Here is a 26,970-nt window from a genome sequence, read left to right as displayed (position 1 = left end):
CGCCCTTTGCTTTTTTACCACACTTTGGCCGAACTCCGTTGCTTTTTCAGGGCAATTGGAAAACTGTGCGGCAATCACCCAGTTGACTCGGCGAGATGTATTGCGGGCCCCTGGTCAAGGGTGGGACAACCGGTATTCGAACAGGACAAATGAAATGAAGAAATTTGTCGTGGCGGGGCTGATCGGTCTTGCGGCCCTTGCGGGCCTGGGCCAGACGGCGAACGCCATGCCGCTTTCAGGGCTGCTGGCCCGAACGACTGAAACTCAAGCCGGCGCGCAGAACCTGCCCGTGGTGAAGGTGCAGTCGGCCGAGACCGCACGGCTTGGCCAGCTTGAGGAACAGATCCGCTCGCTCAACGGGCGTATCGAGGAAATGAGCTTCCAGCTGCTGCAGATGCAGGAGCAGATCCGGAAGTTCCAGGAGGACAACGAGTTCCGCTTCCAGGACCTGGAAAGCGGCAAGGCCTCCCCGAAGAAGAGCGGCGCATTGCAGACGCCGAAGACCAGCGATCAGGCGTCCGTCACCCCCGGGGTGACGGATAGCCAGACGATGGCACCGGCAGGCGGCGGCAGCGACATGGCTGCCTCCGGTCTTCCTTCGGCTGGTAGCCAGGGTTCCAATGGCGCGGCTGCGCCGACCACGCTTGGCCAGATCGTCTTCGACCAGAGCGGCAATCCGGTCTCGGCGACAACCGATGCTCAACCTGGCGCGAACGCTACGCCTCCGGGTGTCGAAGCCGGCGCGGGTCTGCCCGCCGACGATGGTGGCCTGAACGCTAACCCGGGCAATCAGCAGACCGCCTCGCTCGACAATCCCGGCGATCTCTACCAGTCGGCCTACGGCCACGTTCTTTCCGGCGATTACAGCACGGCGGAACAGGAATTCGGCGACTATCTGGCCGCGTTCCCGCAGGGCGACAAGGCGGCCGATGCCAGCTTCTGGCTGGGCGAGGCGCAATATTCGCAGGGCAAATACAGTGACGCGGCCAAGACCTTCCTGAACGCGCACCAGGCCCACGGCAAGTCGCCGAAGGCGCCGGAGATGCTGCTGAAGCTCGGCATGTCGCTCGGTGCGCTCGACAACAAGGAAACGGCCTGCGCGACGCTGCGCGAGGTCAACAAGCGCTACCCGAAGGCTTCGCCGGCGGTAAAGGCAAAGGTGACGAGCGAGCAGAGCCGTTTTGGCTGCTGAGGCCCACCCGCCACTGGCCGTTGTCGAAACGGCAAAACGATTTTTTGCCTCCTTCGATAGACCAGCACGTATTCTCGTGGCCGTCTCCGGCGGCAGCGACTCGAAAGGACTGCTTCTCGCTCTCAACGAGGCGATCGAGGCAACCAAGCCCACACAGTTTTCCCTGGCCGCCTGCACGGTCGATCATGCGCTGCGGCCGGAATCGGCCGATGAGGCGCGCGGTGTCGCGGCCTTTTGCGAGAGCCTGGGCGTACCGCATATCATCACCCGATGGGACGGGCCGAAGCCCAGTACCGGCATTCAGGCGGCGGCGCGCGAGGCGCGCTATGCATTGCTGGCCGACGCTGCGCAGTGCTTCGAAACGTCCTCAATCGTCACCGGTCACACGCTCGACGACCAGCGAGAGACGATCCTGATGCGCGCACAGCGCGGGGAGGGACCCGGTGCCGCGGGCATGGCGGAGGCCACGCTCTATGACCGGCGCATCTGGGTGCTGCGACCGTTCCTCACGCTCGACCGCACAGCCATTCGCGCCTTTCTCACCGACCGCAAAGTCGGCTGGTTCGATGATCCGAGCAACCTGAACACGCGCTTCGAGCGGGTACGTGCGCGGACCGCGTTGGCATCTTCGCTGGAGACCGGTGCCGGCGCCTGGGACGCCCGGTCCCGGGCGCGATCGTCGGCAGCTGCCGCCGCCCTGCTCGAACGGCACGTGCGGGTGCATGCGGGGTTGGTCGCGGAAATCCCTTCTTCGATGGCCGGCCAATGCCGCGACATCGATTGGCAACGGGCGCTGCTTGCGCTGGCGACCGTCCTCGGCGGCCGTGCACATCTGCCTGCGGCCGAGACGGTGGAACGGCTGGTAAATTTCCTGGAGCAAGGGACACCGGGGCGGCTGACCGCGGGACGCGTCGTCTTCGACCGGCGCTCGACTGGGCTCTATCTCTATCGCGAGGCGCGCGGTATCGAGGATCTGACGGTGCAGGCTGGGCAAACCGGCGTCTGGGATGACCGCTTTCTGATCCGCAATGCTGGCGACGGTCCTCTTGCGCTGACCGTGGAAGGCGGTCGCGGACCACAACAGCAGAGACTTATTGCCGCAGGCCTGCCACCGGGCGTTGCCGGTCGTGTGTCGTTGTCGGCGCCCCGCATCGTGTCCGACGACGTCAAAAATGTCGCATCTGCCACAATCGAGCCGAGGATCGGCCTCTACGACACCTTTTTGCCGAGTTTCGACAGGATCATGGCGGACAGGATCGCGGGATTGTTCGGACGAGAGCGTTATCTTCCGCCACCGGTTCACGATCTATTGACAGAAATGGAACGGTAGAAGCCGGTTTGCCTTGGCAATGCGTCGCCAGAACCCTATGTTAGGGAGCAAGACAGCGGCCCGGCGAAATGCGCGGGCCGTGACAGGTTCCGGGGAGTTCGATGAACCCTAATTTTCGTAATCTTGCCCTTTGGGCAATCATAGCGCTTCTGCTGATCGCGTTGTTCAGCATGTTCCAGCAGCCGACGGAGCGCACCGGCTCGCGCGAGATTCCGTTCTCGCAATTCCTCAAGGACGTGGATGCGAGCCGCGTCAAAGAAGTCGTGATCACCGGCTCGAAAGTGATCGGCAGCTATTCCGAAAGCGGCGCAACGTTCCAGACCTACGCGCCTTCAGTCGATACGGCGCTGACCGAGCGCCTCGAAGCCAAGGACGTGACGGTCACGGTTCGCCCGGAAACCGACGGCTCGTCCGGCTTCCTGAGCTACATCGGCACGCTTCTTCCGATGCTTCTGATCCTCGGCGTCTGGCTGTTCTTCATGCGCCAGATGCAGGGCGGGTCGCGCGGCGCCATGGGCTTTGGCAAGTCCAAGGCCAAGCTTCTGACCGAAGCGCATGGCCGCGTCACCTTTGACGACGTTGCCGGCGTAGACGAAGCCAAGCAGGATCTGGAAGAAATCGTCGAATTCCTGCGCGATCCGCAGAAGTTCCAGCGCCTCGGCGGACGCATTCCGCGCGGCGTGCTGCTCGTCGGCCCTCCCGGTACCGGTAAGACGCTGCTTGCCCGCTCCGTCGCAGGCGAAGCCAACGTGCCGTTCTTCACGATCTCCGGTTCCGACTTCGTCGAAATGTTCGTCGGCGTCGGCGCCAGCCGTGTGCGCGACATGTTCGAGCAGGCAAAGAAGAATGCGCCCTGCATCATCTTCATCGACGAAATCGACGCTGTCGGTCGCCATCGTGGCGCCGGTCTCGGCGGCGGCAATGACGAGCGCGAACAGACGCTCAACCAGTTGCTGGTCGAAATGGACGGCTTCGAGGCAAACGAAGGCATCATCCTGATCGCGGCGACCAACCGTCCTGATGTTCTCGATCCGGCACTGCTGCGTCCGGGCCGTTTCGACCGCCAGGTCGTCGTGCCGAACCCGGATATCAACGGCCGCGAACGCATCCTCAAGGTGCATGTGCGCAACGTGCCGCTGGCGCCGAACGTCGACCTCAAGGTGCTTGCACGCGGTACGCCCGGCTTCTCCGGTGCTGACCTCATGAACCTCGTCAACGAGGCGGCGCTGATGGCCGCCCGCCGAAACAAGCGTCTTGTCACCATGCTCGAATTCGAGGATGCCAAGGACAAGATCATGATGGGTGCGGAGCGTCGCTCGTCGGCCATGACCGAAGCCGAGAAGAAGCTGACCGCCTATCACGAAGCCGGTCACGCGATCCTGGCGCTCAACGTTCCCTCGGCCGATCCGCTGCACAAGGCGACGATCATTCCGCGTGGACGGGCGCTTGGCATGGTCATGCAGCTGCCGGAAGGCGACCGCTATTCGATGAGCTACAAGTGGATGGTCTCGCGCCTTGCCATCATGATGGGCGGACGCGTTGCTGAGGAACTGACCTTCGGCAAGGAGAACATCACCTCGGGCGCATCGTCGGATATCGAGCAGGCAACCAAGCTTGCCCGTGCGATGGTGACGCAGTGGGGCTTCTCCGACCAGCTCGGCCAGGTTTCCTATGGTGAGAACCAGCAGGAAGTCTTCCTTGGCCACTCCGTTGCGCAGCAGAAGAACGTTTCTGAGGCGACCGCGCAGAAGATCGACAACGAAATCCGTCGTCTGATCGATGAGGCCTACGAGACCGCCCGCAAAATCCTCACCGACAAGAACCACGAATTCGTGGCGCTGGCGGAAGGGCTGCTGGAATACGAAACCTTGACGGGCGAAGAGATCAAGGCGCTGATCCGCGGCGAAAAGCCGGCGCGCGACCTTGGCGACGACACGCCGCCGCATCGCGGCTCGGCCGTTCCTTCGGCAGGTTCCAAGAAGGAAGGTCCGGCGGGCAAGGGCGAAGAATCCGAAGGTGGGTTCGAGCCGCAGCCGCAATAATTGCCACAGTTGGCAGTATATCCGAGCCGCCGCTCCTCAAGTGGAGTGGCGGCTTTTCGTTGCCACGCGGCCTCTGGCATTTGGTAACGGGATGTAACGATTTCTGATGTCAGGCTCGCTGCCGTTTGCTGCGCTTTTGTGTCAAAGAAGACATGACGTGTTTGCGATGGCTGTCCTTGAACGGAATGCTGATCGCCAAGCAGACGGCATCCAAGAAGTATGAATGAGGTCCGGTCAATGAAACCCAGTCGCGGAAAACGCAGACAGGCGGAGGTGGCCAAGCCAGCCCTGACCCGGCAGAACGATGGAGTTCTTATGAAGCGAAAGTATTTCGGCACCGACGGTATCCGCGGCCAGTCCAACTTGTTTCCGATGACACCGGATCTGGCGATGCGGGTCGGCATTGCGGTCGGTACGATCTTTCGCAACGGCGCTCATCGCCACCGTGTGGTGATCGGCAAGGATACGCGGCTTTCGGGCTATATGCTCGAGAACGCCATGGTGGCGGGCTTCACGGCCGCTGGTCTTGACGTTTTCCTGCTCGGGCCGATCCCGACGCCGGGCGTCGCCATGCTTACCCGCTCGCTGCGCGCCGATATCGGCGTGATGATCTCTGCCTCGCACAATCCCTTCCAGGACAACGGCATCAAGCTTTTCGGCCCAGACGGCTACAAGCTTTCCGACGATATCGAGGCGAAGATCGAGGCGTTGCTCGACCAGGATCTCTCGGGGCAGCTGGCGAAGTCGGAAGACATCGGTCGCGCGAAGCGCGTCGATGGCGACATCTATCGCTATCTGGAACACGCAAAGCGCACGCTGCCACGCGACGTCACGCTTCAAGGTCTCAGGATCGCCGTCGATTGCGCCAATGGTGCCGCCTACAAGGTAGCGCCGACGGCGCTTTGGGAGCTTGGCGCGGAAGTCGTCACCATCGGCACCGAACCGAACGGCCTCAACATCAACCTCGATTGCGGCTCCACCCATCCCGCCACGCTGTCGAAAAAGGTCCACGAAGTGCGCGCCGACATCGGCATCGCGCTTGATGGCGATGCCGACCGTGTGCTGATCGTCGATGAGAACGGCACTGTCATCGATGGCGACCAGCTGATGGCTGTGATCGCCGATAGCTGGGCCGAAGACGGCATGCTGCGCGGGGGTGCTGTTGCGGCCACCGTCATGTCGAACCTTGGCCTCGAGCGCTATCTTAAGGGACGCGGTATCGATCTGCGACGCACGAAGGTCGGCGACCGCTATGTCGTCGAGCAGATGCGCCAGGACGGACTGAACGTCGGCGGCGAACAGTCCGGCCATATCGTACTCTCCGATTTCGGCACGACGGGTGATGGTCTTGTTGCTGCTCTGCAGATCCTCGCGGTGATCAAGCGCCAGGGCAAGACGGTGAGCGAGGTGTGCCACCGCTTCGAGCCGGTGCCGCAGGTGCTGAAGAACGTTCGTGTTTCCGCCGGCAAGCCGCTCGAAGACGCCACTGTGCGCCAGGCGATCGCCGATGCCGAAGCGGAGCTCGCCAAGTCCGGCCGCCTGCTGATCCGGCCTTCCGGCACCGAGCCCCTCATTCGCGTGATGGCGGAAGGCGACGATCGTGGCCAGGTCGAGCGCATCGTCGACGAACTGGTCAACGTCATCGGCAGCGTTCGCAACGCCGCCTGAGACATTCAGCGACTGACTTCCCTCCAGGGCCGGTGCGACGCATCGGCCTCTTTTTTTATCCTCCCGTGGCTTGAAAGCGGTGCCCGGGGCGAGGTCGTTCCATCATTGGAATTCCGATCTGAAAGCGTTGCTGGCTTTGAGAGCGCGTTGTCCTGACGATTATTTAGCTGCACCTTAAGGGAACAGTATCGCCGGCAGTAAAGCGGCACAACAACCGCAAGAATAGGCTGCTTTTTTAACAATCTCGGTAAACGTTTGTAGTTAATCGGAACTTAACCTTTCCTCCCCATTATCCATAACCAACATCGGGATTTGGGCACCGGTTTCATGGTGAACCAAGCAACGGAATGTATTGGAGTGGGCCATGAAGAGAATTTTGAGTGGCGTTGTTGCTATGTTGCTCAGCGGCACGGCAGCTTTTGCTGCGGATGTCTACCAACCGCCTATGGAGCCGGTGCCGGAGCAGCCCGTCGAGGTCATCCAGACCAGCGGCTGGTACCTGCGCGGCGACGTCGGTTACGCTTGGAACCATCTGCGGGGCGCGAATTTTTACCAGGGTGGGCCGAGCGGCTCGATCGCGGATTTCGATTCCGCTGATATCGATGATTCCTGGGTCATTGGCGGCGGTGTCGGTTACCAGTTCAACAATTACCTGCGCGCCGACATCACGGCCGACTACTGGGGCAACGGCGACTTTGCCGGCTCGACCAGCGGCGGTTGCGGGCTCTTCCCGGGCGAGCCTTGCGTTTCGCGTGACATAAGCTCGGTTTCCGCCTGGAGCCTCATGGCCAACGCCTATGTGGACATCGGCACGTACGGCGCTTTCACCCCTTACGTCGGCGCCGGTGTCGGTGCGACGCGTGTGAGCTGGGACGGACTGCGCAATACGAGCTGCGTAGATGGCGACCCCACCAGATGCGACCCGACGACCAATCATGGCGGCAAAGACAGCTGGCGCTTCACCTACGCCCTGATGGCCGGCACCGCGATCGACCTGACCTGCAACTTGAAGGCCGACATCGGCTATCGCTTCCGCCAGGTCGATGATGGCGACATGTTCGGCTACGCCAACGGTGGCGGACCGGGCTTCGACGATGGCTTCTACATCCATGAAGCGCGCGCCGGTCTTCGTTACTCCTTCGGCAATGTCTGCGAAGTTCCTTACGAACCGCCGCCGATCGTCTACAAGTAATCGGAAAGTATCCGACACGTACCAAGGCCACCTTCGGGTGGCCTTTTTTGTTGCCGCCAATCTTTGCCCGTTTGCTAACAGGCATGGTTAACCGTGGGTTAACCAGTCGCTGCAATAGTTAACGCTGAACGAAGCGGCGACGGCATGGCTCCATCCCGCACGGATAGCAGCGGTGAAAGGGCATGGCATGGATTGGCGAAACGGGTTCTGCGGAGCCGCTTTTGGTGCCGGCCTGCTTCTCTCTGGCGCCGCGCTGGCGGCCGACGAGGATCTCCTGAATGCCCCGGAGATCACCATCGAGAAAGAAACTGTCGGCACAAGCGCGATCTATTTGCGCGGCGATATCGGTTATGCGCCTTGGCGCGGTGAGGGCGATCCCTATTACCGGACCTTTGATGCGGGAACGCTGACCTATGACAGCGTTCCCTTCGACAATGCCCGCTTTGACAAGCCCTTCTCCGGTTCGCTCGGCGTCGGTTATCAGTTTACCGATACATTCCGCGCCGATCTGACGGCCGACTACTTTGAGGGTCGGTTCAGCGGGTCGTCCTCGTCTGCTAGTCCTTGCGTCGGGCAAGGGGCGGGCACGTCCTGCGCCTTCTCGACCGGAGCCGATTACTCGGCCCTTGGACTGATGGCGAACGCCTATGTGGATTTCGGTACGCTTGCCGGCTTCACGCCCTATGTCGGCGGCGGCATCGGCGCGACGCGCCTCAACTGGGACACGGCAATCGAACGCGCCACTTGCGTGGCCGGCGGCGGTGCTTGTGGCGGTTCGCCCACCTCGACCTCCTATGAGGGGCGCGACAGCTGGCGTTTCACCTATGCGCTGATGGCGGGCATCTCCTATGACCTTAGCGAGCAGCTGAAGCTCGATGTCGGCTATCGCTATTCCCATATCGCCGATGGCGAGATGTTCGGCTTCGGCGCCGAGGCGCTGGTGGGGGCTGCCGGCGACAAGGGCTTCGACGACGGACTGTCCCGTCACGAGATCCGCGCAGGCCTGCGCTTCTCCTTCTAATGCCTTGAAGCGCCACAGTTTCGGCGACAACCGGGTCATATCGTTCCGCCGATCGCCTCAGCCTATTGCCAGGACGAAAGTGCCAGCCGGCAACAATCAGTCGGCAGGCATTGTTCTGCTTTTGCAGATATTGCCCGCGGCGCCATAAATTTTCTCGATTGCGACAAAGCGCTTGACTTCCGGTCCCGTCCACAATATCGACGACGGCGGGACACCCTTCCCCAACGAAGGGCTATCTATCTGGAAGGATAGCACATGGCAAAGCCTGCACAGCCGGACCTCCGTCCGAACAATACCCATTTCTCTTCTGGTCCTTGCTCGAAGCGCCCCGGTTGGACGCTCGACGCTCTCTCCGATGCTCCGCTCGGTCGTTCGCACCGCGCCAAGATCGGCAAGACGAAGCTGAAGCAGGCCATCGATCTTACCCGTGACATTCTTGAAGTGCCGGCCGATTATCGCATCGGTATCGTGCCCGCTTCCGATACCGGCGCCGTCGAAATGGCGCTGTGGTCGCTGCTCGGTCAGCGTGGCGTCGACATGGTCGCCTGGGAAAGCTTTGGCGCCGGCTGGGTGACCGATGTGGTCAAGCAGCTGAAGCTTGCCGACGTGCGCAAGTTCGAAGCCGGCTACGGCGAACTGCCTGATCTTGCCAAGGTCGATTTCGACCGTGACGTCGTCTTCACCTGGAACGGCACGACCTCCGGCGTACGGGTGCCGAACGCCGACTTCATCCCGGCCGACCGCAAGGGCCTGACCATCTGCGACGCGACCTCTGCCGCCTTTGCGCAGAACCTCGATTTCGCCAAGCTCGACGTCGTCACCTTCTCCTGGCAGAAGGTTCTGGGCGGCGAGGGCGCCCATGGCGTCATCATCCTGTCGCCGCGTGCGGTCGAGCGTCTCTTGACCTACGTTCCGGCCTGGCCGCTGCCGAAGATCTTCCGCATGACCTCGGGCGGCAAACTGATCGAGGGCATCTTTACCGGCGAGACGATCAACACGCCGTCGATGCTCTGCGTCGAGGACTATATCGATGCGCTCCTCTGGGCGCAGCAGGTCGGCGGGCTCAAGGGCCTGATGGCCCGTGCCGACGCCAATGCGCAGGCGATCTTCGATTTCGTCGCCGCCAATGACTGGATTGCCAACCTGGCGGTCAAGGACGAGACCCGCTCCAACACCTCGGTCTGCCTGAAGATCGTCGACAGGGACGTCCTGGCGCTCGACGCCGACGGACAGGCGGCCTTCGCCAAGGGCGTGGTTGCGCTTCTCGAAAAGGAAGGCGTTGCCTTCGACATCGGCCACTACCGCGATGCACCATCGGGTCTTCGCATCTGGGCCGGCGCCACGATCGAGACCGCCGACATGAAGGCGCTGATGCCGTGGCTGACCTGGGCCTTCGAGACCCAGAAGGCAACGCTGACGCAGGCCGCGGCCTGATCAGACAAGGGGTGAGGAACAATGGACTTCGCCCGCATCTCACACCGATTTGAGTGATCCGCTTCGCTCCCCATGGGAGCGAGGCTTGGCTAACCGCATTCCCATTCAGACCTGATCTTTAAGGAGGCCTCTCATGGCACCTCGCGTTCTCGTATCCGACGAACTGTCGGAAACCGCCGTCCAGATCTTCCGCGACCGCGGCGTCGAAGTCGATTTCCAGCCGAAGCTCGGCAAGGACAAGGACAAGCTCGCCGAGATCATCGGCAACTATGACGGCCTTGCCATCCGCTCGGCCACCAAGGCGACGGAAAAGCTGATTGCAGCTGCGACCAATCTCAAGGTCATCGGCCGCGCCGGCATCGGCGTCGACAATGTCGATATCCCGGCTGCGTCGCGCCGCGGTATCATCGTGATGAACACGCCCTTCGGCAACTCGATCACGACCGCCGAACACGCGATCGCGCTGCTCTTCGCCGTTGCCCGCCAGCTTCCGGCCGCCGATAACTCGACGCAGGCCGGCAAGTGGGAGAAGTCGCGCTTCATGGGTGTCGAGATCACCGGCAAGACGCTCGGCGTCATCGGTGCCGGCAACATCGGCTCGATCGTCTGCTCGCGCGCCATCGGCCTGAAGATGCACGTTCTCGCCTACGACCCGTTCCTCTCCAAGGAGCGCGCCGAGGAAATGGGCGTCACCAAGGTCGAACTCGACGAACTGCTCGCGCAGGCCGACTTCATCACCCTGCACGTGCCGCTGACCGACAAGACCCGCAACATCCTGAGTGCCGAAGCGCTGGCCAAGACGAAGCCGGGCGTGCGCATCGTCAACTGCGCTCGTGGCGGCCTCGTCGACGAGAAAGCGCTCGCCGAAGCGATCAAGTCCGGCCATGTTGCCGGCGCCGGCTTCGACGTCTTCGAGGTCGAGCCCGCCACCGAAAGCCCGCTCTTCGGCCTGCCGAATGTCGTCTGCACGCCGCATCTCGGCGCGTCGACCACGGAAGCCCAGGAGAACGTCGCGCTGCAAGTGGCCGAGCAGATGTCGGACTACCTGGTCAAGGGTGCCGTCTCCAACGCCATCAACATGCCGTCGATCACTGCTGAGGAAGCGCCGATCCTGAAGCCGTTCATCCGGCTTGCCGACGTTCTCGGCGCCTTTGTCGGCCAGGTGACCGAAAGCGCGATCAAGGAAATCGAGATCCTCTATGACGGCTCGACCGCCGGCATGAACACCAAGGCGCTGACAAGCGCGGTTCTCGCCGGTCTGATCCGGCCGCAGGTCGCCGACGTCAACATGGTTTCGGCGCCGGTGATGATCAAGGAAAAGGGCATCATCCTCTCCGAGGTCAAGCGCGACAAGACCGGCGTCTTCGACGGCTACATCAAGCTGACGGTGAAAACCGCCAACCAGACGCGCTCGGTGGCCGGCACGGTGTTTTCGGACGGCAAGCCGCGCTTCATCCAGATCAAGGGCATCAACCTTGATGCGGATGTCGGCAGCCACATGGTCTACATCACCAACACCGACGTTCCCGGCATGATCGGCTTCATCGGCATGACGCTCGGTGACGCCGGCGTCAACATCGCCAACTTCCAGCTCGGCCGCGAGAAGGAAGGCGGCGACGCGATTGCGCTGCTTTACGTTGACGGCGCGGTTTCCGAGGCTGTTCTTGACAAGCTGCGGGCCAATCAGGCTATTCGCCAGGCAAAGCCGCTGGTCTTCAACATCGATTGACGCCGGCACTGCAAGCGGCGGTGTGATCCGCCGCTGTGCCGACCCAATCACGGGACATATCGAAGACGCACCGGTGGCCGCCGGTGCGTTTTCCTGTTTCGAACGCATGTGACGAGAAATGACCGAAATGACATTCCGCTGGCGCGAGGCAAGCCTGCCCGATCTCGCCTCCGTATCGGAGATCCAGCTTGTGGTTCACCAGGCCTTTCCCGAGGACGATGCCGTACTTGCTGACCGCATCGCCTTGAGCCCTGCCGGGTGCTTCATGCTGGACGCGGCCGGGCAGTCGCGTGGCTACGTGTTGAGCCATCCTTGGCTTCGTGGCGCGCCGCCGTCGCTGAACAGCATGCTTGGCGAAATTCCTGATGCCGCCGACACCTGGTACATCCACGATCTCGCCCTTCTGCCCGAGATGCGTGGTTCCGGAGCGGGCGGCGGAATTCTTCCTGTTCTGGAGGATGCCGCCAGAACGGAAGCGTTGCGGTCGATGTCGCTCGTCTCCGTCAACGGATCCCGCAGTTTCTGGGAGAGGCAGGGTTTTGAAGTCCGGATGGACGAGCGGCTGGCACTGAAGCTCTCAAGCTACGGCGAGGAAGCGCTCTATATGGAGCGGCTTCTTGCCTGATAAATGAAAATGGCGCCGGAAACGGCACCATTCAGGCTGCTGACAAACCCTAAAGATGGCTTTCTGCCGCGAGGGGTGTCCCGTTCCCCCTCATCCTCGCCCTTGTGGCGGGAATCCAGCAACCCGACGTCCGTCGGGTCCAAGGACTTGGGCTGATGCCGCAGGTCCAGCGGAACTGCTAGAGATTCCTGTGACGAGCACAGGAATGAGCGAGGTTTTGGGTGGCGCCAAGCCTCCCCAGCGAGCCTTCAATGAAAAGAGATATCATTGCGCGACGCCTGCTCGGCAGACGCGAGGGGTCGTCAGCGCGGACGGCCCCTTTCGGCGATCGCGATGCCGCCAAGCACCAGCAGGAGCGCGACGAGATGGAAGAGATGGAAGGTCTCGCCGATCAGGAGCACCGAAAGGAGCGTCCCGAAGACCGGAATGGCATTGATGAAAAGGCCGGCGCGGTTGGCGCCGATCATCTCGACGCCGCGGACATAGAGCACCTGCGACATCAGCGAGGGGAAGATCGCCGCATAGAGAACGATGATCCAGCCGGTGGGATCCGGCGCGATCGCCGTGCCGGTGCCGATTTCCCAGAAGAGCAGCGGCAGGGCGCTTAGAAGCGCGCCGAAGGCAGGCGCCGCGATGAAGCTTTGCCAGTGCATCGTCGGCTTGTAGCGCAGTGCGACGGTATAGCCGGCATAGACGACGCAGGCGATGATCATCAACGCGTCGCCGAAATTGAACTCGAGCGTCAACAGGCTCGAAATGTCGCCATGGGCTGCAGTCACCAATACGCCGATCAGGGTGACGGTAAAGCCGATCACCTGGGCGATCGACGCCCGCGTGCGAAACAGCACGAAGTTGAACAGGAAGATCAACATCGGAATGCCGGCCTGGAGAATAACGGCGTTGATGGCACTCGTATATTTCAGCGCCGAATAGAGCAGCGCGTTGAAGGTGGTGAAACCGATCGCGCCATAGGCGAGAAGCTGCAGCCAGTGCTTGCGGATCTTGTCCCAGTCGCGTCGGATCTGCGGCGTCATCAGCGCCAGGATGACGACCAGCGCGAAGACCCAGCGCAAGGTCGTCAGCATCATCGGGCTTACGTGTCCGACCGCCATCTTGCCGGCGACGGAATTGCCGCCCCAAAAGAGTGCGGTGACGCAGAGATAGAAGTAGGCCCTGGAATTCACGATGCTCAGACCTGTGCGGGGATGGGCGACCTGTTGCCGCGATGGCGGGAGAGACGAAGATATAGGCGCTAAATCCCGCCCTTGTCATGCAAAAAGGGCGGAACGCCGGATATAACGGGGTCGCTTTCCAGATGACAACACAGTATAGATGCGCGGGTTTGAGAACAGCGCAGCTTCGTTTGCGCGCCTGCACAGGAAGAGAATTATGACGAATGTCGTAGTGGTCGGCTCCCAATGGGGTGACGAAGGCAAAGGCAAGATTGTGGATTGGCTCTCCGAGCGCGCGGATATCGTCGTGCGCTTTCAGGGCGGTCACAATGCCGGCCATACGCTGGTAATCGACGGCGTCAGCTACAAGCTGTCGCTCCTGCCTTCCGGCGTCGTGCGTCCCGGCAAGCTTGCCGTCATCGGCAATGGCGTCGTCATCGACCCGCACGCGCTGATCGCCGAAATCGACAAGCTCGGCAAGCAGGGCATTGCGATCACGCCAGACAATCTGCGCATCGCCGACAATGCCACGCTGATCCTGTCGCTGCACCGCGAGCTCGATGGCATCCGCGAAGATGCGGCCTCCAATAGCGGCACGAAGATCGGCACCACGCGCCGCGGCATTGGCCCGGCCTACGAAGACAAGGTCGGCCGTCGCGCCATCCGTGTGATGGACCTCGCCGATCTCGATACGTTGCCGGCCAAGGTCGATCGCCTGCTGACCCACCACAACGCGCTGCGCCGTGGTCTCGGTGAAGCGGAGATCAGCCACGAGGCGATCATGCAGGAGCTTTCTTCTGTTGCCGCCAAGGTGCTGCCGTTCATGGACACCGTCTGGGTGCTGCTCGACAAGGCCCGCCGCAAGGGCGCGCGAATCCTGTTCGAAGGCGCGCAGGGCACGCTGCTCGACATCGACCACGGCACCTATCCGTTCGTCACCTCGTCGAACACGGTTGCCGGCCAGGCTGCTGCCGGCTCGGGCATGGGCCCGGGTTCTCTCGGCTATATCCTCGGCATCACCAAGGCCTATACGACGCGCGTCGGTGAGGGCCCGTTCCCGACCGAACTCACCGATGAAATCGGCCAGTTCCTCGGCGAAAAGGGCCATGAGTTCGGCACGGTCACGGGCCGCAAGCGCCGCTGCGGCTGGTTCGACGCGGCGCTGGTGCGCCAGTCCGTTGCCGCCAATGGCATCACCGGCATCGCGCTCACCAAGCTCGACGTGCTCGATGGTCTCGACGAACTGAAGATCTGCGTCGGTTATACTCTGGACGGACAGCAGATCGACCATCTGCCGGCAAGCCAAGCGCAGCAAGCTTCGGCAAAGCCAGTCTATATTACACTCGAAGGCTGGAAGGAATCGACGGTCGGCGCACGCAGCTGGGCGGAGCTTCCGGCGCAAGCGATCAAATACGTTCGCCAGGTGGAAGAACTGATCGGTGCGCCGGTTGCTCTTCTTTCGACCAGCCCCGAGCGGGACGACACAATACTTGTGACGGACCCCTTTGAGGACTAGTGTCGGCGAAATGACATTGCGTCGCGATCGCAAAGACATACCTGGGCGTATGAGAAAGTACTAATGGCGGATTTTGTTGCAGTTATTCGCAGGACCGTAGACGGCCTGTCGGAAAACACACCTGAAATGCGGGACAGGGTATACGAGAAGGCGCGCGCGGCCGTGCGCCGCCAACTCGAAAACATGAACCCGCGTCCGTCGGACGACATGATCAATCGCCAGTTGGCGAAACTCGAAAACGCCATCGTCGAGGTTGACAGCGAATACGCCGAAGCCTTGCCCGCGCTCGAAGAGACGGAGGTGGTGGAGGAAGCGACCGAAGCCGTAGCCGCCGAGCCGCCGATCGAGGACGTCGTTTCGGAGCCCGAAGCGCAGCCCGAGCCGGTTGGTGAAAGCCAGCCGGTTGCGGTTGCCGAGGAAGCGGCTCCGGAGGCCGAAAGCATTGCGGCACTCGACCACGACGCCGAGGTTTACGAGGAGCCGGCGCAGCCCGCCGAACACTACGTCGAAGCCGCAGAGGTAGCGCCGGCAGAGCCGGTTGCGGAAGAGCCGGTTGCCGAACATGTCGAAGCGACCGAGGCTCCGGTAGAGGAGCCGAGCGCCCCCGTCGTCGAAGAGCCGCAGGCGGATGCCCCGGTTTACGAGGCTGCGGAATATTCGGAGCCCGCTCCGGTCGAGACCTATGAAGAACCGGTCGTTCCTCCGTCGATAGACGAAGAACCCCGGTCTGTCGAAGAACCGACATGGGATGCTGCTCCCGCGGTGGCCGCCGAAGAAAAGTCGGCTGTCTCGGAGTGGGATCTGCCGGAATGGGAATCCGCCTCTCAAGTAGCAACGCACGCTGCTCCCACGGACCAGCAGGTCGGCGAAGAAGAGCCGGTCCATACCCCCGAGCTTCTTGGCATGCATCCGGTGGAAGAGCTGCAGCAGCATGCGCCGGCGGAGACCCCGAGGGCCGAAGCAGAGCTCCCCAAGACTGATTCCGCGCGCAACTGGTCGTTCGACGATAGTGACCCCTTTGCGCCTTTGGAGGAACGGCGAACCGAAAAGAGCGCGGAGCCGGAGATTGCCGATTGGTCCTGGCCGGTCGAGAAGACCGGACAGACGGCCTCGACCGATACCCCTCAGAGCCAGCAAGATCGTGCAGGCACAGCTTGGGATCACATCGACGACCTGCTCGGTTTCGAAGGTGCCACAGCTGCGGCGACGGCGGGTGCAGCAGCATCGACGGCTGCGCGTGAGCCGGAACGTGGCGCCGAGGCACTGGCGCCCGCGGCATCGCGGCCGGCATCTTACCGGGCCACTCCGAAGCCATCGCGCTTCAGCATCAAGCGCCTCGCCATCGCTGCAGTCACCTTGCTGGCGCTTGGCGGCGGCGGCTTCGCCTACTGGCAGAACCGGGAAGCCGGCAATGCCTGGCTTTCGGGCATCGTGGCATCGGTCACCTCGGCCGTTTCAAACATCGGTGGATCGCCGGCACAAGAGGGCGCTCCGCCGGCGGAAACCCAGGGAGAATCGACGCAGCAGGAACCGGCACAGCACGACGACACGGCGGTCCCGGACAACAGCTCGACCAAGTTCACCCAACGCCTTCTTGGTGATGGCTCGGAAGTCGACAATGGACCTGCCACCGCAAGCGGCGAGAGCGCCGCGCAGGAAGGCAAGTCCGTGGCACAGCAGACAGAGGCGAGCAAGCCCGTCGAAACGGCCACTGCCCAGGGTGGAACGGCCGGACAGGCTGCAGGCACGCCGCCTGCGGGCCAGCAGACCGGTGGTCAGCCGACGACGCCGGAGATTGCGATCGCCAATGGCGAGAAGATGTTCCTCTACGAAGAGCGTCTCGGCCAGTCTTCGCCGACGGCCATTCCAGGAACCGTTGCGTGGTCGGTAAAGGAAGAATCGCCTGGTGGCGACGCCAAGCCTGAACCGGCCATCCAGGCGCAAATCACCATTCCGGACCGGGGTCTGACCGCGTTGATGACGATCAAGCGCAACGCCGACGAGTCCTTGCCGGCCAGCCATGTCGTCGAATTCGTCTTCTCGCTGCCGCCGAATTTCGAAGGCGGCGCGATCGACAGCGTTCAGCGCGTTTCGATGAAGCGTACGGAGCAGGATCGCGGCGATGCGCTGATTGCGGTTCCGGCCAAGATCACCGACGATTTCCATATGATCGCGCTCAACGATTCGAAGGACGCGATCGGCAACAACACCGAACTGCTGCGCAGCCGGAGCTGGATCGACATTCCGCTGACCTACAGGAACGGGCGCCGCGCACTGCTGACGCTGGAGAAGGGGCCGAGCGGAACCGACGCCTTCAACCAGGCGATGCGCGCTTGGACGGCCGCACCGGCAACGGACGCGGCGACCAACAGCCAGTAAGCAAGCGCGATCGGACAGGACAAAGAAAAACCCGGCAGGAGCGATCCGCCGGGTTTTTCATTTGGCTTTTATCGATGACGGGCAGCCGTTAGCGCCCGAAAACCGTGAAGGGTGTTATGCGCCCTCGACGACCCGCAATGCATTGGCGCGCTCGAGAGCGGCCTTGCGCACGGCGTCCTGGACCTTCTCGAAGGCACGGACCTCGATCTGCCGCACGCGTTCGCGGCTGATGTCGAACTCGGCCGAAAGATCCTCGAGCGTCAGCGGCTCTTCGGTCAGGCGGCGCGCCTCGAAGATGCGGCGCTCGCGGTCGTTCAGCACCTTCATCGCATTGGCGAGCAACGCCCTGCGGTTTTCAAGCTCGTCCTGTTCGATCAGGATTTCTTCCTGGTTGTCGTGATCGTCGACAAGCCAATCCTGCCACTGGCCGGAGTCGCCTTCGCTCGCCTTGATGGGCGCGTTGAGGGAAGCGTCGCCGGAGAGGCGGCGGTTCATCGAAACCACTTCATCCTCGCTCACCTTGAGCGTGGTGGCGATTTCCTTGACTTGTTCGGGCTTCAGATCGCCCTCGTCGAGCGCCTGGATCTTGCCCTTGAGGCGACGCAGGTTGAAGAACAGCCGCTTCTGGTTGGCGGTCGTGCCCATTTTCACCAGCGACCACGAGCGCAGGATATATTCCTGGATCGCCGCCTTGATCCACCACATCGCGTAGGTGGCAAGGCGGAAGCCGCGATCGGGCTCGAACTTCTTGACGGCCTGCATCAAGCCGACATTGCCTTCGGATACGACTTCGCCGATCGGCAGGCCGTAGCCGCGATAGCCCATCGCGATCTTGGCGACGAGGCGAAGGTGGCTGGTGACCAGCTTGTGCGCTGCTTTGCGGTCGTCATGCTCCTGGTACCGCTTGGCGAGCATGTACTCTTCCTGCGGTTCCAGCATCGGAAACTTGCGGATTTCGTCGAGATAGCGATTGAGGCCGCCTTCTCCAGCGGCAATGGTCGGCAAATTGTTTCGGGCCATATGAAGCACCCCCCTTTGTCGTCTCCGGCCTCCGGTCGGCAAGCCGGGCATGTGGGTCTTCGTCAAGACCCCACGAGCCTAGAAAATAAGTACGGCGAAAGCATGATTCAAGGAGTCCGGTTTCACCAATCTGTGACGCCGGGCGACAGAAATGTCACGAACAAAGACTGAGCCTTAAATTGGAATCCCGACACCGGAATTCAAGGGCACGATCACTCTTCGCTCCGCAGGGCCTCGATCAGTTGCTCCATGTCGACAGGCACCGGTGATTCGAAATGCATGGTCTCGCCGGTCGCCGGATGTTCGAACTGCAGCATGAAGGCGTGCAGGGCCTGGCGGTGAAATTGATTGACGACGACCCTGGCCGCATCCGGCAACAAGTTCGCCTTGGTGCGGAAGGCGGCGCCGTATTCCGGATCGCCGATCAGCGGATGGCCGATATGGGCCATGTGCACGCGGATCTGGTGCGTGCGCCCCGTTTCGAGGTGGCATTCCACCGTCGACGCCAGGCAGGTGCCATCGGGCTTTTCGAGATAACGCTCGACGACCTCGTAGTGGGTGATGGCTTCGCGGGCGTCGTCGCTGTCTTCGCGCTTGACCGCGCGTTTCGTCCGGTCGACGGCACGCCCGAGTGGGGCGTCGATCGTTCCCTTCAGCTGCCGCGGGCGGCCCCAGACGACGGCCCGATAGGCGCGTTCGAGCGGGCCGGTGCGGCCGTGGTCGGCAAACTGCTCCGAGAGGTGGCGGTGCGCGGCATCGTTCTTGGCGACAACCATGACGCCGCTCGTCTCCTTGTCGAGGCGATGGACGATGCCCGGGCGCTTGACGCCGCCGATGCCCGACAGGCTGCTGCCGCAATGATGGATGAGCGCATTGACCAGCGTACCGGTCCAGTTGCCGGCGCCGGGATGAACGACGAGGCCGGCTGGCTTGCAAAGCACGATCAGGTCGTCGTCTTCGTAGAGCACGTCGAGCGAGATGTCTTCGCCCTTCGGCTCCGGATCTTCCGGTTCGGGCAGGTCGATCTCGAAGACATCGCCGGGATGGACCTTCTTCTTCGCTTCGGTCACCGCCTTGCCGTTGATCGACACCGCTCCCTGTGCGATCAGGCCCTTGATCCGGTTGCGGGAGAATTCACCCGAAAGTGCGTCCGTCAGGAAGGAATCCAGGCGTCCCGCGGCATCCTCGCCCGCCGTCAGGACTTTCCTATTGGCCGTCGCTTGTTTAAAGGGGTCGTTCATTCCGTTCAAATCCGAAAAAAGGCCAACCATGACCGCAATCGAGCCCGATGACCAGGAAGACAAGCCGCTAGATCCGGCCATGGAAAATGTCCGCCGCAAGATGGTGAAGCTTCAGCTCGTCTCGGCCGGCGTCATGTTGGTCATGCTTATGGCCGTCCTTGGGACGATTGTCTACAAGCTGACGCGCACGGACGCGAAGGCGCCCGTTCAGGCCGCCACTGCCGTCGTTCCGAGCGAAGCGCCGGTCAATGCGGTCGCAGCACTGCCCGCCGGCTTCACCGTCACGAACGTGGCGCTCTCCGGCTCCCAGGTGCTCTTCTACGGCAACCTGCCGGGATCGGAGCCGCGCGCCATCGTGTTCGATATCGGCGCCGGCCGCATCGTCGCCGACATCACCGTCAGGACCAACTGACGGCATGGCGAGCGCCCTCCCGCCCGTCCAGCGCATCGACGACGCCGCCGATCCCAGGATTGCCGGCTTCGTTTCGATCAAGGAGCGCGACCTGACGGGACGGCAGGGCCGCTTCATCGCCGAAGGCACGGTCGTGCTGCGCATGCTGGCGGCTGCGCATCAAAGCGGGCGCGGCTTTGCCGCCGAGGCGATCCTGCTGCTCGAAAACCGTCTCGCCGGCGTTCAGGAAATCCTCGAACGATTTCCGTCGACGGTGCCCGTCTATGTGGCGAACGCGCAGGTGTTCGATGCGATCGCCGGCTTCAACATGCACCGGGGCGTGCTTGCGCTCGGTCGCCGCGAAGGCGCGCCCGGCCGCGACGCCTTGATCGCGTCGCTGCCGGCGTCGAGCCTCGTGCTGGCGGCCTGCGGCATCTCCAATCACGACAACATGGGGGCGCTTTTCCGCAACGCTGCGGCCTTCGGGGTCGATGCCGTGCTGATGGACGAGACGAGCTGCGACCCGATGTATCGCAAGGCGATCCGCGTCTCCGTGGGCTCGGTGCTGACGGTGCCCTTTGTGCGCGAAGGCTCGGTGGCCGCGATGCTGGAGCGGCTGCAGCAGACGGGCTTTGCGATCTGGGGGCTCTCTCCCGCCGGAGAAACCGATCTTGGCGCGATCCCCCCGGCGGCGCGTACGGCACTTCTCATGGGGACCGAAGGGGAGGGGTTGCCGCAATCCGTGCTGACCTCGATCCGCACGGCGCGAATCCGCCAGCGTCCGGGCCTCGATAGCCTCAACGTCTCGACGGCGGCCGGCATTGCCCTGCACCAGGTGGCGCTGATCAACGGCCGCATCTGACACTCAAGGTTCCCAGGCTTTCCGGTGACAGCAGGAAATGGCTCGATCCCGTGACCTGGTGACCGGCGCGTGCGCCAAAGGCGTCAATGGTCTGCCCGGCCAACGGCTCTATTCGCGCGGCAGAATGTCCTTCGCCCGCTTCGCCAAACTCTCCCGCTTGGCTGCGCCTTGCTCTTGCTCTTCACCTGCCAGCAGATTGAGGATGGGGGAGGAGGGGCCTTCGTTCGTCGCCGTCAACGCAACCATGCCGGCGGCAATTGCCGCAACCTCGTCGCGCAGAGCGTCGTCATGGGCGGCGGATTTCGAATTGGTCAGGCGTTCCGAAAGCGCGGTGGCGCGGTTGCGCAGATCATCGGCGGCTGCAGAACCAGCAATCTCGCTGGCCGGCTGATCGGGCGGGGATACGGAACCGTTGGCAGCCTGTTCGGTGGCCGGCCGGCGTTCCTTCCTCAGCGGGAAGGCGATGCCCGCGGCGCGCAGGGCCTTGGCTGCATCGCGCATTTCCTGATTGGTATCCTTCACCTTGGTCTTCAACCGTTCGATTTCTCCCGCGCGCCGCTCGAGTGCGCTTTCGCGGTCGGCGCTGGTTGCCATCTCGCGCGCCAGCTTGTCTTCCAGCCGGTGTAGCCGCGTTTCGTCGCGAGAGAGGCGAATCTCCATTTCCTTGGCATGGGTCGTCTCGGCCTTGAGATCGCCACGCAGGGCTTCGCGCTCGTCGCGCAGCGTGGCTATCCGGCTCTTCAGATGCTCGACCTCGGTCTCGCGCGCCACCAGGGTGATCCTGAGATTGTCGATTTCGGCGGCATGCTGGGCGAGGTGGACGCCGAGCTTCTGTATCTCGTCGGATTTTCCGGCATTGTCGCGCTCGACGCTGTCGAGCGTTGCCTTCATCCGTTCCAGGCGCTGCTCGAATTGCCGGATGGCAGAGCGCATGTCCGCCGCTTCGACGTTCATGTCGGCAAGCTGCGCATGCAGGTCGGCATTCTCGCCGCCAAGGCGCCGCGCCTCGTGCAAACTCTTCTCGTTGGCAAGCATCAGCGACACGCCCTTGTCGCGTTCGCGCTTCAGGGCTTGCTGCGTGCGGGCGTTTTCAGCGGCGTAAGCGGCCCGGGCAGCGTCCTTCTGTGCGCGCACCTCCTGCGGGCTGAGCGGCATGGTCGCCTTCAGTCGGTCTTCGGCAAAGCGCACGATGCGGCGGTGGATCGCCGGTGCGACCAGCAGACCGATGATGATCGCCGTCAGAAAGCCCAGGGCAAAGAGAAGCGCGAATTGGATCACGAGCTGGCCGTTTCAAAACTGTACCGGAACCGGAGTGGCTGCCGGACCTCGCGGTGCGGCAGGCACTCCTTAATTCCGCATTCTTGCACTAAACATGACGTTTCGTGCGCTGCAAGTCTCCGGCGCGGGATTTTGCCGGCGCCGACCCGACTACAGCGACCTTCGCGCGCTCTTTAGACGCGCGAAGGTCGCTGTAGCATTTTAGATCTGCTGCATAATTTTGCCCTTATATCGATGCCGATTTAAGGAATAATGCAGCTGACCTCAGAAGGGGTTCCAGGTGGGTGTTTGGGTCATCTTGAGGTAGCCGACATTGACGCCGAGCCGCGCGCCGATGCCGGTGCGGATCGGAACGACGACGATCTGTTCGTCGGTCAGCACCGTCATGCCGACGCCAGCGACGACGTAGGCCGAACCGGAGACGCCGCCGAAGCGCTTGTAGAGTGCCGGCACGCTCGGCAGATTGTAGACGAGCATCATGGCGCGGCTGCCCTGGCCGCCCCAGTCGATGCCGAGTGACGGACCCTGCCAGAAGACGCTGTGCTGGCCGGCGTTCTTGGTGTTGAGTTCGCCTTCGCCATAGGTGAGACCGGCGATGAATGCGCCGGAGCCTTCCTGGCCGAGAATGTAGCCGTTCGGCAGGCCGTAGCGCTCGAAGGCGCGTTCGACGACCTTCGCCAAGCCGCCCGAAGTTTCGCCGAAGAAACCGTGACCGGCATCGACGATTTCCTGCATCGTGTATTGGCTGTTGTTCGCAGACTGGGCATGCGCCGTCGTTTGGGCAGCAGCGACCAGGAACAGCGTGGCCAGGACAACACGGCAGGCCTGTGTGGCTGCCTTCATGATCTGATGCATCGTTTCCTCCGTCAGGCGCGAAAATTGCTCGCTTGCGGGTTTGCAGCGGCCGCCAGTCAGACCACTGTGCGACCAGTGAGGGGGCTGGACCATTTCCATGCAATTTGAACCGATGGTCTTAACAATCGGTTTACCAAATGTGGTGTCATTATGATCCACTGATGAACGGCTGCGCCGGGCAGCCCATGACTTGCGTCTTTTCGCGTGAGGCTTTACCGGCGTCACGATGGCGCGTGCCCCCAAGCGGCGGGCCGGCGGAACCAACAAGGATACACGATGGCAACGAATCCGAACCTGACACTGACGGGACCCGATCTGGCCGCGCTTCTGTGCAGCCGGGTTTGCCACGACATCATCTCGCCGGTCGGTGCCATCAACAACGGCCTGGAACTGCTGGATGAGGGCGGCGCCGACGCCGATGCGATGGACCTGATCCGGACGAGCGCGCTCAACGCCTCGGTCCGCCTGAAATTCGCCCGCCTCGCATTCGGCGCATCCGGCTCGGTCGGTGCCTCGATCGACACCGGTGAAGCGGAGAAGGCGGCCAAGGATTTCGCGGCTGCCGAAAAGAAGACCGAGGTCAACTGGCACGGCCCGCGCGCGATCATCGCCAAGAACCGGGTCAAGCTGCTCCTGAACCTCTTCCTCATCGCCTATGGGGCGATCCCGCGCGGCGGTTCGATCGACGTCACGCTGGAGAACCCGGAATTCGACGCCGTCTTCACCCTGGTCGCGAAGGGCCGCATGATGCGCGTACCGCCGAGGCTGACGGAATTGCTGTCCGGTACGCCGGAGGAAGCGGTCGACGCGCATTCGATCCAGCCTTACTACACTGTGCTGCTCGGCGAGGAAGCCGGCATGACGATCGAGGTTGCATCGACCGGTGAAGAGATCATCTTCACCACCCGCGTTGCAGCCTGAGGTTTCATTTCCCGCCTGCAATCATTCTATTCAAAGTCCTTAAAACGTGCGGTCCCGCGCTTCGGCGTGGGGCCGCACATGTGCGTCATGTTTCTTTCTGCTTGCGTCCATTTCTGGAAAACTTAATGTTTTCAGATGGTTGATGCGGCGAAGAAAGGCGCTATTAAGCAAACTCCGTAACGAATTCTTTCCCAAATTTGTATAGAGTTGTTTCAAGCCTGCGAGTACGCGTATAGGTAAGTTGCGAAGGGAGTTGGACATGCGGCGCTTGATGATTGCCGACGGCTCGGATGTCGTCCGGAAAGTTGGGAAACGTATCCTGTCCGGCATGGGCTTCATGGTTTACGAGGCATCGAACAGCCTCGAGGCGCTTGTCCGCTGCGAAGCTGAACTCCCGAACATCCTGGTCATCGACGCCGGGCTGGAAGGCGCGCTCGAACTCATCGGCAACATCCGGCGGCTCCCGAACGGCCCTTCGGTGCGGATCTATTACTGCGTCGTCGAGGCGGATCTGAAGAAGATGATGGCCGGCAAGCGGGCCGGCGCCGACGACTTCCTGCTGAAGCCTTTCGACCGCAAGATCCTGACCAGTGTTTTCGCAAGCCAGTCGATGGCGGCCTGAGCACTCACGCGCACATATTCCGGATGAGATGAAAGCCGTGGCCACTGCCGCGGCTTTTGCGTGTTTGCCGCCGGCCGTTGGTTCTTCATGCGCGCGAAGGGGCTGCGCCTTTTGAGGGGGAGCGGCGTGAGATATGGCTACTTGCATCTTTCCTTTAATCGTAGCCGATTAAAGGAAAGATGCAGTGAATTAAATTGCTACAGCGACCTTTGCGCGCCTGATAAGACGCGCGGCGCTGTAGAAGCGACAAAACCCGCTCGTGGCGGGTTTTGTGAACACTCTGGGCCCGCATCATGCGGGGGGCATGCAGGCCCTTGCGGGTATCAGGCGGTTTCGGCGTACTCGGCGCCATCCGGCTCGCGCAGCACGTAGCCGCGGCCCCAGACGGTCTCGATGTAGTTGGCGCCGCCGGCAGCGTTTGCAAGCTTCTTGCGCAGCTTGCAGATGAAGACGTCGATGATCTTCAGTTCCGGCTCGTCCATGCCGCCATAAAGGTGGTTCAGGAACATTTCCTTGGTCAGCGTCGTGCCCTTGCGCAGCGAAAGCAGCTCGAGCATCTGGTATTCCTTGCCGGTCAGGTGGACGCGCTGTCCGCCGACTTCGACCGTCTTGGCATCCAGGTTGACGATCAGCTCGCCGGTGGAGATGACCGACTGGGCATGACCCTTGGAACGACGGACGATGGCGTGAATACGGGCGACCAGCTCATCCTTGTGGAAGGGCTTGGTCATGTAGTCGTCGGCGCCGAAGCCCAGGCCGCGGACCTTGTCTTCGATGCCGGCCATGCCCGAGAGAATCAGGATCGGGGTCTTCACCTTGGAAAGGCGCAGCGTTCTCAAGACTTCATAGCCGGACATATCCGGCAGGTTGAGGTCGAGAAGGATGATGTCATAGTCATAAAGTTTGCCGAGATCGACGCCTTCTTCACCGAGGTCGGTGGTGTAGACATTGAAACTCTCGGACTTGAGCATCAGCTCAATGCTCTGAGCCGTTGCACTATCGTCTTCGATTAATAGAACCCGCATATTCTTCCCCTTTTCCGCCGCCCAAGGTCGTCGTGGCACCCTTACGCGATACGGATCCAGTCGTTGCCTGATTTGGAGGCTGCCACCAAATGGTTAACAAATTCTGATTCCCTCTGGCAAGGTGTATCGAGTTTGTTAAATATTTTTACCAGTCTCCTGATTTCCAACGTGAATCCAGAACGGCTAATCTCATGTGAAACATGAGGAAATGCCACTATCTGACTCTTCCGACTCGTTAATGCCAGGGCGGTCACATTTCGTGCCTCAGCATTTACGGAGCCTTAAATCATCACGCCTATGATTAACGATGCCCGTAAACGAAAGGTTACCAGCGGTAGGCTTTTGTTAATATCGCTGAAGATTTTTCGTTTCCGGCCCCGTTCGGGCCGGCTCGCGGGCAAATCAGTAACCGGGGTCTCGTTATCCACGGGAGTATTGCGTATGAAAGCACGTGAGAGCCTTGTCCGCCTGAAGGAATTTCAGGTCCGCGAGAAGCAGCGTCAACTGAACCAGCTTCAGATGATGATGGCTGAGTTCGAACGGATGACCAAGGATCTGGAAAATCAGATTATTTTCGAGGAAAAGAAGTCGGGCATCTCCGATCCCCAGCACTTCGCCTATCCCACCTTCGCCAAGGCCGCACGTCAGAGAGCCGACAATCTTCAGGTTTCCATTCGCGAACTGAAGGCGCAGCAGGATGCTGCCGAGCTCGCGCTCGAAGAAGTGCAGGCTGAATACGCGAAGGCGGCGGCCCTCGAAGAGCGGGACACATCGACCCGCCTGCGGGCATAAGCTGCGGCTCTTGCGCCCCGATCGGGCGCAGCCGAACCGCAAGCCTTTGATCTAGCGGACGATTTGATCTCCAGGTCGATTCCGGTCCGGGGAATTTGTGCGCTGGTCAGGCGGGTAGCCCGTTTCGGGGCAGATATTTCCAGCCTTGTCGGGGCATGCGTCTGGCATGACCCGATCCGGCACGATCGTGACAAGACGAAGAGACCCGCCCGATGCCTTGGCGTTCGGGCGGGTCTTCTCATTTTGAGATCAGCGCAAGTCTGTTGAGATCAGGAGAGGCTTGCCGGCGCGCAGCCGTGTCTCATGCCTGGATGACATCCTGCCATTCGGGGTGCCGCATCGTCTGCGCCTTCATGAAAGGGCAGAGCGGAATGATCTTCCAGCCGCCTTTGCGGGCTTCCTCGATAGCGTGTTTGGCGAGCGCCTGGCCGACGCCCTTGCCGCGCAAGGCATCCGGAACAAGGGTGTGATCGACGATGATCAATTGCGGCGACGTGCGCGAATAGGTCATTTCCCCGGTATGCCCCTCGACAACGGTCGAGTAGCGGCCGTGCGATCCAGTTTCCTCGTGTAAGATTTCCATGACAGCCTTCCTTGGCGAACCGGGTTTCCTTGTCCGAAAGCTAGCGCAGAAATCCGGAAATCGAAATCCACCAAACCCGT

The 26,970-nt window shown here is 61.9% G+C and carries 23 protein-coding genes; 16 read left to right on the top strand and 7 right to left on the bottom strand.

Annotated elements, in window-relative coordinates:
• Positions 1-154: 154 nt before the first annotated feature.
• The 9 genes from ybgF to ACN9MO_RS14530 all read left to right on the top strand — a co-directional run bounded on the left by ybgF (position 155) and on the right by ACN9MO_RS14530 (position 12,233).
• Positions 155-1,192, top strand: a complete 1,038-nt coding sequence (ybgF, locus tag ACN9MO_RS14570) for a tol-pal system protein YbgF (protein WP_058321045.1) — start codon at positions 155-157, stop codon at positions 1,190-1,192.
• Positions 1,182-2,522, top strand: coding sequence for a tRNA lysidine(34) synthetase TilS (gene tilS / locus ACN9MO_RS14565; protein ID WP_113132261.1), 1,341 nt, complete (start codon positions 1,182-1,184; stop codon positions 2,520-2,522). Before ybgF ends, tilS begins: the two co-directional genes overlap by 11 nt.
• Before the next feature lie 101 nt (positions 2,523-2,623).
• Positions 2,624-4,564, top strand: a complete 1,941-nt coding sequence (ftsH, locus tag ACN9MO_RS14560) for an ATP-dependent zinc metalloprotease FtsH (RefSeq protein ID WP_112997171.1) — start codon at positions 2,624-2,626, stop codon at positions 4,562-4,564.
• 315 nt (positions 4,565-4,879) lie between these two features.
• Complete coding sequence (glmM, locus tag ACN9MO_RS14555; RefSeq protein ID WP_112997170.1) at positions 4,880-6,232, top strand: phosphoglucosamine mutase; 1,353 nt, start codon at positions 4,880-4,882, stop codon at positions 6,230-6,232.
• Positions 6,233-6,596: 364 nt separating this feature from the next.
• Positions 6,597-7,424 (top strand): outer membrane protein, encoded by an 828-nt coding sequence (locus tag ACN9MO_RS14550; RefSeq protein WP_112997169.1) that lies wholly within the window; start codon positions 6,597-6,599, stop codon positions 7,422-7,424.
• A 187-nt stretch (positions 7,425-7,611) separates the two neighbouring features.
• Positions 7,612-8,445, top strand: a complete 834-nt coding sequence (locus tag ACN9MO_RS14545) for an outer membrane protein (RefSeq protein ID WP_058321049.1) — start codon at positions 7,612-7,614, stop codon at positions 8,443-8,445.
• A gap of 255 nt (positions 8,446-8,700) precedes the next feature.
• Positions 8,701-9,879, top strand: coding sequence for a phosphoserine transaminase (locus tag ACN9MO_RS14540; RefSeq protein ID WP_058321050.1), 1,179 nt, complete (start codon positions 8,701-8,703; stop codon positions 9,877-9,879).
• Between the two features lie 133 nt (positions 9,880-10,012).
• Positions 10,013-11,608 (top strand): phosphoglycerate dehydrogenase, encoded by a 1,596-nt coding sequence (gene serA, locus ACN9MO_RS14535; protein ID WP_058321051.1) that lies wholly within the window; start codon positions 10,013-10,015, stop codon positions 11,606-11,608.
• A 118-nt stretch (positions 11,609-11,726) separates the two neighbouring features.
• A complete protein-coding gene (locus ACN9MO_RS14530; RefSeq protein WP_057254706.1) occupies positions 11,727-12,233 on the top strand; it encodes a GNAT family N-acetyltransferase in 507 nt (168 codons plus the stop codon).
• Between the two features lie 302 nt (positions 12,234-12,535).
• On the opposite strand, the gene ACN9MO_RS14525 is transcribed toward ACN9MO_RS14530, so the two are convergent.
• Positions 12,536-13,417 carry a DMT family transporter gene (locus ACN9MO_RS14525; protein WP_112997167.1) on the bottom strand — a complete coding sequence of 294 codons (882 nt, stop codon included), beginning with the start codon at positions 13,415-13,417 and terminating at the stop codon, positions 12,536-12,538.
• 205 nt (positions 13,418-13,622) lie between these two features.
• Here ACN9MO_RS14525 and ACN9MO_RS14520 point away from each other — a divergent pair, with 205 nt between their 5' ends.
• Together ACN9MO_RS14520 and ACN9MO_RS14515 are read left to right on the top strand one after the other, a co-directional pair.
• Positions 13,623-14,921 carry an adenylosuccinate synthase gene (locus ACN9MO_RS14520; RefSeq protein WP_057254708.1) on the top strand — a complete coding sequence of 433 codons (1,299 nt, stop codon included), beginning with the start codon at positions 13,623-13,625 and terminating at the stop codon, positions 14,919-14,921.
• Positions 14,922-14,984: 63 nt separating this feature from the next.
• Positions 14,985-17,300: a hypothetical protein gene (locus ACN9MO_RS14515; protein ID WP_112997166.1), complete on the top strand. Its 2,316-nt coding sequence runs from the start codon at positions 14,985-14,987 to the stop codon at positions 17,298-17,300.
• 114 nt (positions 17,301-17,414) lie between these two features.
• Here the strand turns inward: ACN9MO_RS14515 and rpoH are convergent, their stop codons facing one another.
• Together rpoH and ACN9MO_RS14505 are read right to left on the bottom strand one after the other, a co-directional pair.
• Positions 17,415-18,320 (bottom strand): RNA polymerase sigma factor RpoH, encoded by a 906-nt coding sequence (gene rpoH / locus ACN9MO_RS14510; RefSeq protein ID WP_057254710.1) that lies wholly within the window; start codon positions 18,318-18,320, stop codon positions 17,415-17,417.
• Between the two features lie 212 nt (positions 18,321-18,532).
• Positions 18,533-19,561 (bottom strand): RluA family pseudouridine synthase, encoded by a 1,029-nt coding sequence (locus ACN9MO_RS14505; protein WP_057254838.1) that lies wholly within the window; start codon positions 19,559-19,561, stop codon positions 18,533-18,535.
• A 28-nt stretch (positions 19,562-19,589) separates the two neighbouring features.
• On the opposite strand from ACN9MO_RS14505, the gene ACN9MO_RS14500 reads away from it, so the two are divergent.
• Together ACN9MO_RS14500 and ACN9MO_RS14495 are read left to right on the top strand one after the other, a co-directional pair.
• Positions 19,590-19,973: a hypothetical protein gene (locus tag ACN9MO_RS14500; RefSeq protein WP_057254711.1), complete on the top strand. Its 384-nt coding sequence runs from the start codon at positions 19,590-19,592 to the stop codon at positions 19,971-19,973.
• Positions 19,974-19,977: 4 nt separating this feature from the next.
• Positions 19,978-20,814: a TrmH family RNA methyltransferase gene (locus tag ACN9MO_RS14495; RefSeq protein WP_057254712.1), complete on the top strand. Its 837-nt coding sequence runs from the start codon at positions 19,978-19,980 to the stop codon at positions 20,812-20,814.
• Positions 20,815-20,922: 108 nt separating this feature from the next.
• Here ACN9MO_RS14495 and ACN9MO_RS14490 read toward each other — a convergent pair whose 3' ends face one another.
• Complete coding sequence (locus ACN9MO_RS14490) at positions 20,923-22,092, bottom strand: hypothetical protein (RefSeq protein ID WP_057254713.1); 1,170 nt, start codon at positions 22,090-22,092, stop codon at positions 20,923-20,925.
• 264 nt (positions 22,093-22,356) lie between these two features.
• Positions 22,357-22,947 (bottom strand): DUF1134 domain-containing protein, encoded by a 591-nt coding sequence (locus ACN9MO_RS14485; RefSeq protein WP_057254714.1) that lies wholly within the window; start codon positions 22,945-22,947, stop codon positions 22,357-22,359.
• A 276-nt stretch (positions 22,948-23,223) separates the two neighbouring features.
• On the opposite strand from ACN9MO_RS14485, the gene chpT reads away from it, so the two are divergent.
• Together chpT and ACN9MO_RS14475 are read left to right on the top strand one after the other, a co-directional pair.
• On the top strand, positions 23,224-23,868 hold the full coding sequence (gene chpT / locus ACN9MO_RS14480) for a histidine phosphotransferase ChpT (protein ID WP_057254715.1): 645 nt from the start codon (positions 23,224-23,226) through the stop codon (positions 23,866-23,868).
• Positions 23,869-24,127: 259 nt separating this feature from the next.
• The gene (locus tag ACN9MO_RS14475; RefSeq protein WP_057254716.1) at positions 24,128-24,490 is read left to right on the top strand and encodes a response regulator; all 363 of its coding nucleotides are present in this window, start codon (positions 24,128-24,130) and stop codon (positions 24,488-24,490) included.
• Positions 24,491-24,813: 323 nt separating this feature from the next.
• Here the strand turns inward: ACN9MO_RS14475 and ctrA are convergent, their stop codons facing one another.
• Positions 24,814-25,515: a response regulator transcription factor CtrA gene (gene ctrA / locus ACN9MO_RS14470; RefSeq protein ID WP_025424706.1), complete on the bottom strand. Its 702-nt coding sequence runs from the start codon at positions 25,513-25,515 to the stop codon at positions 24,814-24,816.
• Between the two features lie 441 nt (positions 25,516-25,956).
• On the opposite strand from ctrA, the gene ACN9MO_RS14465 reads away from it, so the two are divergent.
• Positions 25,957-26,307 (top strand): flagellar export protein FliJ, encoded by a 351-nt coding sequence (locus tag ACN9MO_RS14465; protein ID WP_057254717.1) that lies wholly within the window; start codon positions 25,957-25,959, stop codon positions 26,305-26,307.
• 301 nt (positions 26,308-26,608) lie between these two features.
• Here ACN9MO_RS14465 and ACN9MO_RS14460 read toward each other — a convergent pair whose 3' ends face one another.
• Entirely contained in the window at positions 26,609-26,890 is a 282-nt protein-coding gene (locus tag ACN9MO_RS14460; RefSeq protein WP_057254718.1) for a GNAT family N-acetyltransferase, read from the bottom strand.
• Between the last annotated feature and the right edge of the window lie 80 nt (positions 26,891-26,970).

Origin of the sequence: Ensifer sp. R-19 (assembly GCF_049905105.1) — a bacterium.
In the GTDB taxonomy this organism is placed as follows: Bacteria; Pseudomonadota; Alphaproteobacteria; order Rhizobiales; family Rhizobiaceae; genus Ensifer.
The sequence above is the reverse complement of the archived record's forward strand: the minus strand, read 5'-3'. Positions and strand labels throughout refer to the sequence as shown.